This is a genomic window from Streptomyces sp. NPDC037054 (assembly GCF_055606745.1).
In genome coordinates this window covers 105,200-118,039 of sequence record NZ_JBVJSJ010000005.1, presented here as the reverse complement: position 1 = coordinate 118,039, position 12,840 = coordinate 105,200, and the positions used below count along the sequence as shown (strand labels likewise).

The following is a 12,840-nucleotide window of genomic DNA, read 5'->3' as shown; positions in this document are numbered from 1 at the left end:
CCCGACTGCCTTTCCGGCCGAATTACCGAGACTTCCGATCTGGTGCCGAAACCTGGGGCCGATCGTAGGCCGGGCATTCTCTCCCGCCCCTCAGCAGGAAATCTCGATCGGGTAATTCCGCGATGCGAGATCACTTGATTACCGCCCGATGAGCGGCCCGCAGAACGGCCTCGAATATCTTCCGTATCGGAAATTACCCGAGCGCCGACAACGAGAAGGCAGGTCGACAGTTCTCATGTCACAGCTGCACGAGACCGTGGAAAAGCACACCTCGCAATATGTCGATGCGTTCAACGCGGCGACTTCGAAGCCATGGACTTCTTTTACACGGACGAGGCCGTCGCCGTCTGGGAGCCGGGCCAGCCGCTGACCGGTGACGCGCGCCGGGAGTACCAGCGGGCGTTCCTGGCCCGTGGCCCGAAGATCAGCACCAAGACGCGGCAGATCTTCGTGACCGGTGACACGGCGCTGCTGATCGTCGACTGGGAGATCGACACGGTCGACGACGACGGCAAGCCGGAGCACCTGACGGGCACCGGCGTGGACGTGCTGCGCCTCGGCGAGGACGGCATCTGGCGGTACGCCGTCGACGACCCGTACGGCCAGGAGCAGTCCGGCCCGGACGGTCCCCCCGCCTCTCGCCGTCCTCCCGTTCCCCCCGCTTCCCGCCCCCGCATCCCATCCGTCGGGCCGTCGTCAGACGCGCACCCAACATCCTTGTGGAAGACATGAGACACCTAAACGACACCACCGCCAAGGCCGCGACGTCGCGGCGCCCCTCGCGTCGGACCCTGCTCAAGGCGATCGGCGGTTCGGCTGCTCTGGCGGCGGCCCCCGTGCTCGCCGCCGCCCCGGCGCGGGCGGCCGAGGAGGGGCCGTACGACGTCATCGTGATCGGAGCGGGGTTCGCGGGGATCACGGCCACCCGTGAACTGCGGGCTCGCGGCAAGCGGGTGCTGCTCCTGGAGGCGCGTGGCCGCATCGGCGGCCGCACCTACGTCGACACCTTCGGGGGTCACCAGGTGGAGATGGGCGGCACCTGGGTGGAGACCACCCAGCCGCACATCGCCGCCGAACTGAAGCGGTACAACATCGCCCTGGCGGAGGAGCACCCGGTGGACCGGGTCCTCCTGCCGACGCCCTCCGGTCCGAAGGAGTTCACCCCGGAGGACGCCTTCAACCGCACGGGCGCGGTGCTGGAGCGGCTCTTCGACGGGTCGCGCCAGTACTTCGAGCGGCCCTTCGAGCCGCTGTACCGGTCGGACCTCCTGGCGAGCCTGGACCGGCTGTCGCTGCGCGACCGGCTCAACCAGCTCGGCCTCACCGCCGAGGAGGAGCTGCTGGTCAACGGGCAGACGGCGATCTACTCGGGCGGGTCCAGCACGCAGGGCGCGCTCACCATGCTGTCGCACTGGTGGTCGCTGGCGGGCTGGAGCAACCAGGGCTGGGCCGACACCCAGCGCTGGCGCATGGCAAACGGCACGTCCGGGCTGCTCAACGCCATGCTGGCCGAGGCCAAGCCGGTGCTGCGGCTGAACTCCCCGGTCGCGTCGGTCACCGACACCGGTTCGCTGGTGTACGTGACGCTGAAGTCGGGGGTGCGCTACAGCGCGACCAACGCGGTCGTGGCCGTACCGGTCAACGTCTGGCCCACCATCAAGTTCTCCCCGTCGCTGCCGGCGGCACACACCACGGCCGGCTCCCAGGGCATCGCGGTGCCGAACGCGTACAAGATGTTCATCCACGCGAAGGCCGGCGCCGGGAAGTTCTCCGCGCAGGGCGCCGAGGGCGGTTCGCCGATCCCCATGCTCATGCCCTTCAAGGAGACGAGCCAGGGCCTGCTGTACGTGGCCTTCAGCACCGACCCGACCCTCAACCCCGCCGACAAGGCCCAGGTCACCAGTGCTGTCCGGCAGCTGGGCGCCGAGCTGGACATCATCGAGGTGCGGGCGCACGACTGGGGCCGTGACCCCTACGCGCGCGGCGGCTGGGCCTTCCGCAAGCCGGGCCAGCTCACCTCGCTGTACCCGTCCATCCACAACACCAGCGGCCGTGTCGCCTTCGCGAGCGGTGACGTGGCGAACGGCTGGTCGGGCTTCCTGGACGGGGCGGTCGAGTCGGGTCTGCGCGCCGCCCGGCAGACCCTCGGCCTGGAGTGACCGAGCGTTTCGAGTCCCACGACCCTGCACGTCCCAGTCATCCTTCACAGAGAGGCGGGCCGGTACACCATGGCCTACGACTTCAGCACCGACTTCGACCCGAACAACCCTGACCTCACCGACGACCCGGACACCCAGAACGAGGTCTTCCTCCAGGCGTTCAACACCGGCGACGGGGCGATATTCGACAGCCTCTACCGCGAGGACGCCATCTCCAACTTCTCCGGCGAACCCCTCACCGGGGCGGCGCGGCTGGCGTGGTTCAAGGAGTTCCTGGCCGCGAAGCCCTCGCTGAAGGCGGAGCTGACACACTCGTACGTGGCCGGCGACGTGGCCCTGGTCGGCGTCCGGTACAGCATCGACACCGTGGGCAAGGACGGCGAGCCGGTCCACCTGGAGGGCATCTGCACCGATGTGCTGCGCCGTGTCGAGGACGGCCGCTGGATGATGGCCATCGACCGGCCGGTGGCCTCGACGGGCCTGGTGGCCGCCGAGTGACCACGCCGAACGCGGCATGCGAACGCCCCCCGGCCCGGGGGGCGTTCGCATGTCCGGCGGCGGCCGGTCAGCGCGTCTCGCCGTACCAGCGCCAGTCCGTCCGCCGGGGCAGTCCGGGCAGCGCGATCCGGCCCGCGCACCACAGGAGGGTGTCGGCGGGCCGGTGGCCGCTCGGCGCTCCGGGGAACAGGCGGTCGACGACGGGCGCGCACAGTTCGTCGTCCGGGGCGGTGGCCTCGATGCCGAAGCCCAGGGCGATGTCCCGGCTGTGCACGAGGAGTTCCAGGACGCCGGCGGCGGCGAACGCGCTGGCGTCGCCCGGACCCCAGGGGTGCCACGCCCGGGCCGCGGGGTCCGTGGTGCGCACGGTCTGGGCGAGCAGGGTGGCGCCGATCCGGACGCTCTCCGCGATCTCGTCGGCGGGTGCCGAGGGGTCCATGGCGACCCGCAGCGCCACATAGCGGTCGGTCGGCCGGGCGATGAGCAGCGCCGCGTAGCCGTACACCGCCTGGGAGAGGTGGTCGACGGTCTGCGTACAGCTCCAGGTCAGTTCACCGGCGGGCCGGGACCAGTCCCCGGCACATTTCTCGATAAGTGCCGCGCTGTCCTCGGCGGCGGCGGAAACAAGGGCGTCCCAAGGCTCATTCATGCGCTCATAGTGCCAGACGGAACCGGGCCGCCGAAAAGCCCGCCCACCGCCCGTCAATCCGGCAGCAATCGATCGGTAATCGACGGGTAATCGGCTGTCCTCGCCTCGGTCCCGGCAGGCTCCCGTCGGGTTCCGCACGCATTACCGGGATGAGATCACGGGTTTTCCGTTCCGCGAATCATCCGGCATAGCGTGAACGCACAGCGTGACCCGCGCCGTTTTGAATCCCGTGCGACGAGGAGAAGTCCCATGGCCACCGAAGAAGAACTCGCCTCCGTGCTCGACGGCGTGCGTGCCGCCGTGCCGACGCTGCGTCGCAACGGGCAGGAGAGCGAGCAGCGGCGCTGGATCGTCGAGGAGAACATCCAGCTCCTGGAGAAGGCCGGGGTCTTCCGCTCCTCGGTGCCGAGGACGTACGGCGGTCTCGACCTGGACGCCGCGCAGCAGGCGCGGATCATCTCCGAGGTCGCCCGCGGCTGCCCGTCGACCGGCTGGCTGACGATGGTGTGGCTGACCAGCGCCTGGGCGGTCAGCCTCTACCCCGACCGGGCGCAGGAGGAGGTCTTCACCTCCGGTTCGACGCGGGTGTCGATCGTGTTCGCGCCGAGCGGCACGCTCAAGCCGGTCGACGGCGGGTACCGGCTGGACGGCACCTGGCGGTACAACTCCGGTGTCCGCGGGGCCGACTGGGACCTGCTGGCCGCGCTGGTGGAGCAGCCGGACGGGACGCACCAGGAGCTGGTCGCGCTGGTGCCGACGGCCGAGCTGGCCCTGGAGGACGACTGGCACGCCACGTCCGGCGCGGGCACCGGCAGCGGCACGGTGAAGGCCGCCGGCCTGTTCGTGCCGGCGCACCGCACCGTGCCGCTGGAGGAGGCCATGGTCAGCGCGACCGGTGACCGCTCCAACACCGGGGCGACCGGCCGCAACTACGGGCTGCTCGGCTACATCCTGTCCAGCGTGGCCGCGACCCTCGTCGGCATCGCCGAGGGCGCGTACGAGCTGTTCCTGGAGCGGGTGCCGGGCCGCGGCATCACCTACACGGACTGGACGGACCAGCGCGAGCACCCGCCCACCCAGCAGCAGCTGGCGATCGCCGCCAACAAGATCGAGGCGGCGCGTGCCCTGTCGGAGCGCTGGCTGGAGGTGCTCCAGCGGGCGGCCGACGCGGGCGAGCAGCCGACCGACGCGGAGAAGGCCGTCATCCGCGGCCAGACGGCCTACGCGGGCCAGCTGGCCAAGGAGGCGGTCGAGACGCTGTACGCGGCCAGCGGCGGTTCGGTGATCCGCTCCGACGTGGACCTCCAGCGCTTCCACCGCGACATCCAGGGCTTCTCGCTGCACGCCCTGGTGCAGCTGGGCGCCAACCTGGAGGTGCAGGGCCGGGTGCTGATGGGTCTGGAACCCGGCACGTACTTCCTGTGAGGCCCGCTCGCACCCCACCGACCTCTGTGTGAGGGGGCCGGTGCGGCGGCCCCCGGCCGGCGGCGGCCCGCGCGACCGACGAGGTCGTGCGGGCCGCCGCCGCCGTCTCCGGACGGAGGCGAAGGTGCAGGTGGATGCACAGGACCCGCGAGCGACACGCACGAAGGGCCCGGAGCGGTGGGGGAAACCGGTCCGGGCCCTTCGGTATTCGGGTGGCTCGTCTACTTCACTACTTCTCCGGAGTGCGGAAGAGCTCGATCATGCCGGCGTAGCTGTTCTTGCCGAAGCCCGCGGCGATGGTGCGCTGCATCAACCCGTCGACGAACCGCGGCAGTTCGGCGTTGACGCCCTGCGACTCGCTCTCGTGCAGCAGGTGCTTCAGCGCGCCGGCGTGCACCTCCATGGTCGCGTCCCGGGCGGGGTAGGCGCCGTCACCGGCGTCGATCTGCCCGGCGTAGTCCGTGGCGAACATCTTGACGGTGTCCACCCACTTGGTCGCCCAGGGCAGGAACTCCGACGCCTTGACGTCCGCCGTGGCGAGCAGCGCGGCACCGTGCAGGAAGCTGTTGAGCGTCCCCCACATCATGCCGAGCAGCGCCACGTCGTACAGCGGCGCCAGGGCGTGGTCCTCACCGAGGTAGGTGGTGCCGCCGCCGAGCAGGGCCAGCGCTTCGGCGTTGCGGTCGTAGGCCTCCTTGGGGCCGGCGTAGAAGAACACCGACTCCGGGGCCCCGACGCCGGCCGGTACGGTCATGATGGCGCCGTCGAGGTACCTGAAACCCCGGTCCGCGGACCACGCGGCGTTGGCCCGCGCCTGGTCCGAGGAGCCGGAGCTCAGGTTGACCACCACGCGGCCGCGCAGCTTCTCGGCCACCGGGTCCAGTACGGCGTGCAGCACGTCGTCGTCGGACACGCAGACCACGATCAGCTCGGCGGCCGTGACCGCCTCGTCCGGGCTGCCGGCGAGCACGGCTCCCCCGGCGACCAGGTCCGCCGCCTTGTCGGCGGACCTGTTCCAGACGGTGGTCGGGTGACCGCCCTTCAGGAAGGCGGAGGCCAGCGCCTGGCCCATCAGCCCGAGGCCGATGACGGTCACCGGTGAACGGTCATCTCTGGTCATGTACAACTCCAATTCCCACTCCGTGGTGCCTTTACAGACGTGCCATGAAAGCAGGGGCGGGGAACGAACAGTTCACGGTCACGGCATTCGCTGATCTCATCGCGGTCATGAACGGGTCATCGGATCGCCTTGCCGCCTTTTCCCGGCCTCCGGCAGGCGGCGGATCAGCGCGCGGACAATTCGGGGCGACCGAATCGGCCGTCGACGAACAGCAGTCCACGGCCCTCGGTGAACTGGCCCGCTCCGATCACGGTGCCGATGAAGATGGTGTGGTCACCGAACTCGTGCGCGGCGGTGAGTTCGCATTCCAGCCAGGCCAGCGAGCCGCCCAGCAGCGGGGCGCCCGTCCGCTCGCCCGGCGTCCACGGGACGCCGTCGAACTGGGCGGCGCCCAGGGTGCGGTTCTTGTCGGCGAAGTGCCGGGCCAGCGGTTCCTGTCCGACGTCGAGTATGTTGACGGCGAACCGGCCCGCCGAGGTCAGGGCCCCGTGCATCACCGCATTGTGTCCCACACTGCACAGCACCGACGGCGGTTCCAGGGACACCGAACTGAAGGCGTTGGCGGTCATCGCGTGCAGGTGCTCGCCGCCCACGGTGATCACGGTGACTCCGGTGGCGAACCGCGACATCACGGATCTTAGAACCGCGGGGGTCACCGCGTCGTGGGCTGGCGGGCTGGGGAGCGCGGTGACTGCGTCGACGTCCGCGGGCGCGGAATTCATTCCGTATTCTCCGATCCTTTTCGCGGGGCACGCTCAGGCCCTGCCGTTGGCGAACCAGGGCCCGCGTTCGTCAACGTACCGCCACGTTTTCGAAGGCTCCTCATCGGCCGGTAATCGCCTGCTCCCGCCCGCCTGTGCGGTGCTTATGAGCTGGCAATGACCGGCCGTTGACCCGAATGGCGCAATCTGTGCTCATGAACACCAACAATTCCGCGGCCGAAGGGCCGGAACTCGCCGAACCGTATCTCCGCGAAGTGCTGGGCATGGCCGGTCTGGCCGTCGAGTACGTGCGCTCCAACGGGAACACGCTGTACCAGCGCGGTGCGGACGGTGACGAGATCGCGATCACCGATTTCGCCGGCGGCTACGGGTCGGTGCTGCTCGGCCACAACCATCCGGAGATCGTCCGGTGCGCCCGGGAGCTGCTGGAGGCCGGGACCCCCGTGCACGCCCAGTTCTCCCGCCACCCCTACGCCAACCGCCTCGCGTCCGAGCTGAACCGCATCGTCCACCGCGAACTCGGCACCGACGAGCCGTACTTCGCCATCTTCGCCAACACCGGCGCCGAGGCCGTCGAGGCGGCCGTCAAGCACGCCGAGATGGACCGGGGTATGCGCATCGCCGCGCTCGGCGAGGAGCTGGAGCGGTCCGCGCGCTCGGCGCGGGACGCCGTCGCCGGCGGCGCCGTCGTCGCCGACCGGGTGCTGCGAGGGTTCGGCGTCGGCGCCGCGGAGGGACCGGCCGCGGCGCTCGCCGAGCTGGAGCGCCGCCTCGCGGAGCACAACACCGCTCAGCTGGAGCGCCCGCCGCTGTTCCTCGCCCTGGAGGGCGGCTTCCACGGCAAGCTCGGCACGAGTGTGCAGCTGACCCACAACGAGGCCTACCGCATCCCGTTCCGGTCACTGGCCGCGCAGGCGCGCTTCGTGCCGTGGGACCGGCCCGAGGCGCTGAAGGAGATCCACGAGCGCGACCGCGGTGTCGTCTTCGAACTCATCGTCGCCGACGGGCAGGTGGACGTCGTGGAGCGGGAGTTCCCGGTGTTCTGCGCCTTCCTGCTGGAGCCCGTCCAGGGCGAGGGCGGCATCCACGTGCTGACCGCGGAGTTCGCCGAGGCGATCCAGCGCTTCTGCGAGGAGATCGACTGCCCGGTCCTCGTCGACGAGATCCAGAGCGGCATGGGCCGCACCGGCACCCTGCTGGCCTCGTCGCAGGTGGGCCTGCGCGGCGACTACTACACGCTGGCCAAGACGCTCGGCGGCGGCATCGCCAAGACCTCGGTGATGCTGGTGCGCGAGGCCCGCTACCGGCGGGAGTTCGAGATCGTGCACAGCTCGACCTTCGCCAAGGACAGCTTCTCCTGCACGATCGCGCTGAAGGTCCTGGAGCTGCTGGAGGCCGACGGCGGGGCCGCCTACCGCCGGGCCGAGGAACGCGGCGCGGCCCTGCGGGCCATGCTGGAGTCGGTCCGCGACGACTTCCCCGAGCAGGTCAAGGAGGTCCGCGGCAAGGGGCTGATGCTGGGCCTGGAGTTCCACGACCAGTCGGACGCGGCGTCGGAGGCGGTGCGCGGGCTGGCCGGATCCGGCCTGTTCGGATACTTCCTGGCCGGTCATCTGCTGCGCGAGCACCGGGTGCGGACCTTCCCGACGGCCAGCGCGGTCAACACCCTGCGGTTCGAGCCGTCGATCGAGCTGGCCGACGAGGAGATCGCCCGGCTGGGGGCCGGCCTGCGGGACATCTGCGAGCTGCTGCGCGACGGTGACGGCGCGCGTCTGGCGGGAGCGGCCACCGGCTGACCCGGCGAGAACAAACATGCGCGGCCGGACGTTGTCCCACCTGGGGCCATCCGGCCCGCACAGCACCGCCGGCGCGCGTTGGCCGCCGGCGCGGACGACGGGGGAGACACATGGAGTTCCGACTGCTGGGACCACTCGAAGTGGGAAGTACGGCCGGACCGGTCCGGCTCGGCGGCACACGGCAGCGCGCGGCCCTGGCCTATCTGCTGCTGCACGCCAACCAGGTGGTGTCCGCGCGGCAGCTGACGGCGGCGCTGTGGCCGGCCGACCAGGTGCCCGGCACCGCGCGCAAGATCCTTCAGAACGCGGTGTGGCGGCTGCGCCGGTCGCTGACCGTGCCGAACGACGAACCGGACACGGCGCAGCTGCTGACCCGGGCGCCGGGATACATGGTGCGGGTGCCCGCCGAACACGTGGACCTGCTGCGGTTCCAGCGGCTGGCGGCGCAGGGCCGGGCGGCCCTGTCGGCCGGTGACGCGGAGCGGGCCCGGAGCGCGCTGCGCAAGTCGCTGGCCCTGTAGCGCGGGCCGGCGCTCGCGGATCTGGCCGAGGTGGGGCTGGAGTGGCCGGAGCTGTTAGCTCTTGAGCAGAAGCGGCTCGACGTGATGGAGGACTGCTTCGAAGTCGAACTCCAATGTGGCGAACACCAGTCCATACTGCGGGACCTGGACGGGTTCGTCCGCGCCGAACCGCTCCGTGAGCGCGCCGCGCAGCAGCTGATGCTGGCGCTGTACCGGTGCGGGCGCCAGGCCGACGCGCTCGGCGTGTACACCCGTATCCACGCCGCCCTCGTCGAGGGCCTCGGGCTCGAACCCTGCCGGGGCATCCAGCAGCTCCAGCGCTCCATCCTCGCCCAGGACCCCCGGCTGGACCTCCTCGCCCGGCCGCGCACCGACCGCCCCCTGCCCCCCGCCACCACCCCGGCCGTGCCGGGCCGCGCCGACGGCCGCCCGACGCGGCCCGTGCCACGCGCCGCCGGGCCCGGAGGCCCCGCCGACGAGCACCACGACCGGGCGAGACCCGCGGCCCGGATTCGGTCCGGACACGACGCCCACGCCCCGGCCGGGCCGGCTGCCGCCCCGGACACCGCCGGCACCCGGCCCCGCCCGGTGGCCGCACCCACCGCACCGTCCACGCCCTCCGGCATCGCCGCGCGCGCCGAGGCCGAGAGGGGCGGGCACATCGAGCAGACCGGCACGGAGAGCCAACGGCCCGGCAGTGTGCTGATGCTGCGGATCGGCTTCTGCACCGGCTCGTACGACGGCATGTCAGCCGACGACGTCGACCGCGCCCTCGACAGCGTGTGCGAGTTCGCGCGGGAGGAGGTCACCGAGGCGGGCGGCATGGTGGCGACCTCGATCGGCTCCGTGCTGCTCGGGCTGTTCGTGGGAGACCGGCATGTGCCGGAGGGCGGCGCCGAGCGCGCCATCCGGGCCGCGGTGGCCGTCCGGGACTTCCTCACCACCCCCGGTTCCCCGCTCGGCCCGCCCACCGCGCTGGTCCAGGGCCTGTCCGTGCACGCCGCGGTCGCCACCGGCACGGCCCTGGTGTACCGATCGCCCGCACCGGCACCGGGCACCGGCCGGCCGTGGACCGGCGGCGACCTCGTCGACCAGTGCGAGGCGATGCTGGGCCGCACCCCGGCGGGCGAGGTCCACGTGTGCGACGTCACGCGACGCGCGACCCAGCACCGCTTCGACTACCGCCGGGTGGCCACCTCCCCCGCCCGCTGGCAGGTCCTCGCCACCGAACCGGGCCCGGGCGGCGACCCCACCCGCTTCGGCGCACTCCCCCCACTCCCCCCGCTGAGCGATCACCGCGCGGCCGTTGGCACCGGCAGCACCTCACACCGGTAAGACCGAGTCGGACCGGGCGGCGTGGTGCTCCCGCCCGGAAGAACCCACCGGCCGGGAGCACCATGCCGCCCGGATGGGCCCATCGGACGGGAGCAGCACGCCGTGTGACCAAGCCGGCACGCCCGGCGCCGCGCCCGGGGTACCCGTGCAGGCCACTCACCGCCCGCCCGGCGCCCCACCCACGGTGCCGGCGCTCACCGCCCCGACGTATGCCCGCCCGACGGCTGATGGACGGTGGGTTCGCGTACCCAGCCCGCGCCGAGCGCGTGGTTGGTCGGGCCGGGCATGCCCTCCAGGGTGAGGGTTCCGGTGTGGCGCAGTCCGGCGCCCCAGAAGGGCCGCCGTTCCAGCAGGGCCGGCCGGGCGCATGCGACCATGAACAGGGGCGCGTCCTGCGGTTCGGAGGCCAGCCACTCCAGCAGGTCCAGCACGGCGTCCTCGGCGAGGTGGGCGTCGTCGACGCACAGCACCAGCGGCTGTTCCCGGGCGAGCAGCACCAGAAGTTCGCGCCAGCTCTCCAGCGCCTCGCGCTCCTTGCGGTCCGTGTCGCCGTCCTCGGCGCCGCACTCCTGAACCGCGCGGATCTGCCGCAGCAGCCGTTCGGCGGTCGTGCCGCGGCCGGCGACCCTGCGGACGACCTCGGCGAGCCGGTCGCTCTCCGCGTCGGCGGCGCCCAGACCGCAGCACAGCCGCAGCAGGTCGGGCACGGTCCACCAGGCGCCCCGGTCGGCCCGTACCCGTACCACGCGCGCCGCCTCGCCCTGGATGTCGCGGACGAAATCGGTGAGGAAGCGCGTCTTGCCGGTGCCCTGTTCGCCCAGGATGGTCACCAGGTGCGGCACGTCATGCCGGCGGGTGCGGTCCATCAGGCCCTTCAGCACCGCGCGTTCGGCACCGTGACCGCCGGGCGGGGCGGGCAGCGCGGCGTCGTCGTCGGACCGCAGTCCGGCCACCACGCGCACGCCGGGCCGCTCGTGCGGGGCCTGCCGGACGAGTCCGGCGGTGTCGCGCACGGCGTCGCCGGTGAGCTGGATCTCCCCGGCGGGGACGCCGGCGAGCAGCGAGCGCGCCTCGTCGACCAGCCGCCCGACGACGGACACGGACGTGAGTTCGCCCTGCGTGTCCCGGCGGACCAGCACCTCGCCGGCGGAGACGACCGCGTGCCAGGTCGGTCCGGGCACCTGGCTCAGCCGGGCGCGCAGCTCGATGGCCGCCAGCACCGCGTCGCAGGAGGCGTCGCTCCCGTCGTCGTCCAGCCCGAACACCGCCATCGAGACGTAGCCGAGCGATCCGGCGAGGGTGCCGCCGAGTTCGACGACGCTCTCGGCGACGGCGGTGACGGCGTCGTGCAGGGTGACGGACGAGCGCAGTTCGGCGAAGGCCGTGGCCTGGTCGGGGAAGCGGGTGCGCACCAGCAGCAGCGCGACCGTCCTGCGCTCGGTGCGCAGGACCGGCTCGGCCGCCCGTCCGCGTGGGGCGCCCGCCTGCGGCGTATCGGTCGTCAGGCGGTGCGCGGGAAGGCCGGCGGGCCGCTGCTGCGGCGCCCGCTCGAACACACCGGACCGGTCGCCCGGCCGCCGCTCCGGCTCCCGCTCGAACGCGGCCGGCCGGTCGGCGGGCCGCGGGACCGGGCTGTGCCGGGGCGCTTCGCGTTCCGGCGCGGCGGCGGCCCTGGGCGTCAGGGACAGGTCGTGGGTGAGGATGTTCTGCTGGAGCGACTGGAGTTCGCGCGACGGTTCCAGTCCGTGCTCGTCGACGAGGGACCGGCGGACCCGGCTGAAGACGTCCAGCGCCTCGGCCTGCCGGCCGCACCGGTACAGCGCGAGCATGAGCTGGCCGCAGAGCCGTTCGCGCAGCGGCTCCTCCTCGGCGAGGGAGACCAGTTCGCCGAGGATCTCGTGGTGCCGGCCGCTGCGCAGCTCGGCCTCGAAGCGGTCCTCCATGACGTCGAGGCGCAGCTGGCTCAGGGCGGTCAGCTCGGGCCAGTCGGTGCCCGTCTCGGCGAGGTCGGCGAGCGCGGTGCCGTGCCATTCGTCGAGGGCGGCGCGCAGTAGACCGGCGGCCTCCTCGTGGCGGCCGACGGAGAGGCAGGCCCGGCCTTCCGCCACCCGCTGGTTGAAGCGGTGCAGATCGACGTGCTCGGGGTCCACGCGCAGGACGTAGCCGGGGGCCTGGGTGACGAGGGTGGGTGCGGCCGGGTGCTGGCCCCTGGTGTCCTCGGCGAACAGCGCGCGCAGACCCCACACCGCGTTCTGCACGATCTTGCGGGCCGTCGTGGGCCGGTTGTCGTCGGGCCACAGCGCTGCCAGCAGTTCGCTGGTCGCGACGACCCGGTTCGCGCGCAGCAGCAGCATCCCCAGCACCGCTCGCTGCTTGTGTCCGCCCAGCGCCAGCTTCCGTCCGCCCGCCGACGCTTCCAACGGGCCCAAGATCCGGAATTCCACTGCTTCCCCCACTCAGTGTCGTCAAGCGGCTGGTGACGATCGCGTGCACCTCGTCCAGCCGCTCGCTCAGATAGAAGTGCCCCCGGCGAGGACCAGGACTTCGTTGTCCTGTCGCGTCTGTCGTGCCCAGCCGTCCACCGACGCGACCGGTACGACCGGGTTGGAGTCGCC

At 72.1% G+C, this 12,840-nt stretch carries 10 protein-coding genes and 1 pseudogene; 7 read left to right on the top strand and 4 right to left on the bottom strand.

Annotated features, from left to right (window positions below; all coding sequences use genetic code 11):
* The first annotated feature begins 312 nt into the window (after window positions 1-312).
* From ACZ7D7_RS14055 to ACZ7D7_RS14045, 3 genes are all read left to right on the top strand, one after another.
* The gene (locus ACZ7D7_RS14055) at window positions 313-732 is read left to right on the top strand and encodes a YybH family protein (protein ID WP_470824404.1); all 420 of its coding nucleotides are present in this window, start codon (window positions 313-315) and stop codon (window positions 730-732) included.
* Window positions 729-2,159, top strand: a complete 1,431-nt coding sequence (locus ACZ7D7_RS14050) for a flavin monoamine oxidase family protein (RefSeq protein ID WP_470824403.1) — start codon at window positions 729-731, stop codon at window positions 2,157-2,159. The genes ACZ7D7_RS14055 and ACZ7D7_RS14050 overlap by 4 nt, the downstream gene beginning before the upstream one ends.
* A gap of 69 nt (window positions 2,160-2,228) precedes the next feature.
* Window positions 2,229-2,657 (top strand): YybH family protein, encoded by a 429-nt coding sequence (locus ACZ7D7_RS14045; protein ID WP_470824402.1) that lies wholly within the window; start codon window positions 2,229-2,231, stop codon window positions 2,655-2,657.
* A gap of 67 nt (window positions 2,658-2,724) precedes the next feature.
* Here the strand turns inward: ACZ7D7_RS14045 and ACZ7D7_RS14040 are convergent, their stop codons facing one another.
* The gene (locus tag ACZ7D7_RS14040) at window positions 2,725-3,306 is read right to left on the bottom strand and encodes a maleylpyruvate isomerase N-terminal domain-containing protein (RefSeq protein WP_470824400.1); all 582 of its coding nucleotides are present in this window, start codon (window positions 3,304-3,306) and stop codon (window positions 2,725-2,727) included.
* Window positions 3,307-3,555: 249 nt separating this feature from the next.
* On the opposite strand from ACZ7D7_RS14040, the gene ACZ7D7_RS14035 reads away from it, so the two are divergent.
* Window positions 3,556-4,731 carry an acyl-CoA dehydrogenase family protein gene (locus ACZ7D7_RS14035; protein WP_470824398.1) on the top strand — a complete coding sequence of 392 codons (1,176 nt, stop codon included), beginning with the start codon at window positions 3,556-3,558 and terminating at the stop codon, window positions 4,729-4,731.
* A 229-nt stretch (window positions 4,732-4,960) separates the two neighbouring features.
* Here ACZ7D7_RS14035 and ACZ7D7_RS14030 read toward each other — a convergent pair whose 3' ends face one another.
* Both ACZ7D7_RS14030 and ACZ7D7_RS14025 read right to left on the bottom strand, forming a co-directional pair.
* Complete coding sequence (locus ACZ7D7_RS14030; RefSeq protein ID WP_470824396.1) at window positions 4,961-5,851, bottom strand: NAD(P)-dependent oxidoreductase; 891 nt, start codon at window positions 5,849-5,851, stop codon at window positions 4,961-4,963.
* Window positions 5,852-6,015: 164 nt separating this feature from the next.
* Entirely contained in the window at window positions 6,016-6,480 is a 465-nt protein-coding gene (locus ACZ7D7_RS14025; RefSeq protein WP_470824394.1) for a flavin reductase family protein, read from the bottom strand.
* 287 nt (window positions 6,481-6,767) lie between these two features.
* Between ACZ7D7_RS14025 and ACZ7D7_RS14020 the strand changes: the two genes are divergently transcribed.
* From ACZ7D7_RS14020 to ACZ7D7_RS14010, 3 genes and pseudogenes are all read left to right on the top strand, one after another.
* A complete protein-coding gene (locus ACZ7D7_RS14020) occupies window positions 6,768-8,369 on the top strand; it encodes an aspartate aminotransferase family protein (RefSeq protein ID WP_470824393.1) in 1,602 nt (533 codons plus the stop codon).
* A 110-nt stretch (window positions 8,370-8,479) separates the two neighbouring features.
* Window positions 8,480-8,890, top strand: coding sequence for an AfsR/SARP family transcriptional regulator (locus ACZ7D7_RS14015; RefSeq protein ID WP_470824392.1), 411 nt, complete (start codon window positions 8,480-8,482; stop codon window positions 8,888-8,890).
* Between the two features lie 12 nt (window positions 8,891-8,902).
* Window positions 8,903-10,225: pseudogene (locus ACZ7D7_RS14010) on the top strand (BTAD domain-containing putative transcriptional regulator); the annotation flags it as partial.
* Between the two features lie 194 nt (window positions 10,226-10,419).
* Here the strand turns inward: ACZ7D7_RS14010 and ACZ7D7_RS14005 are convergent.
* Window positions 10,420-12,654 (bottom strand): BTAD domain-containing putative transcriptional regulator, encoded by a 2,235-nt coding sequence (locus tag ACZ7D7_RS14005; RefSeq protein ID WP_470824391.1) that lies wholly within the window; start codon window positions 12,652-12,654, stop codon window positions 10,420-10,422.
* Between the last annotated feature and the right edge of the window lie 186 nt (window positions 12,655-12,840).

Bases quoted from the DNA above. Each gene is read 5' to 3' on its own strand.
- ACZ7D7_RS14055 (WP_470824404.1), top strand. From the start codon at position 313: ATGGACTTCTTTTACACGGACGAGGCCGTCGCCGTCTGGGAGCCGGGC.
- ACZ7D7_RS14050 (WP_470824403.1), top strand. From the start codon at position 729: ATGAGACACCTAAACGACACCACCGCCAAGGCCGCGACGTCGCGGCGC.
- ACZ7D7_RS14045 (WP_470824402.1), top strand. From the start codon at position 2,229: ATGGCCTACGACTTCAGCACCGACTTCGACCCGAACAACCCTGACCTC.
- ACZ7D7_RS14040 (WP_470824400.1), bottom strand. From the start codon at position 3,306: ATGAATGAGCCTTGGGACGCCCTTGTTTCCGCCGCCGCCGAGGACAGC.
- ACZ7D7_RS14035 (WP_470824398.1), top strand. From the start codon at position 3,556: ATGGCCACCGAAGAAGAACTCGCCTCCGTGCTCGACGGCGTGCGTGCC.
- ACZ7D7_RS14030 (WP_470824396.1), bottom strand. From the start codon at position 5,851: ATGACCAGAGATGACCGTTCACCGGTGACCGTCATCGGCCTCGGGCTG.
- ACZ7D7_RS14025 (WP_470824394.1), bottom strand. From the start codon at position 6,480: ATGTCGCGGTTCGCCACCGGAGTCACCGTGATCACCGTGGGCGGCGAG.
- ACZ7D7_RS14020 (WP_470824393.1), top strand. From the start codon at position 6,768: ATGAACACCAACAATTCCGCGGCCGAAGGGCCGGAACTCGCCGAACCG.
- ACZ7D7_RS14015 (WP_470824392.1), top strand. From the start codon at position 8,480: ATGGAGTTCCGACTGCTGGGACCACTCGAAGTGGGAAGTACGGCCGGA.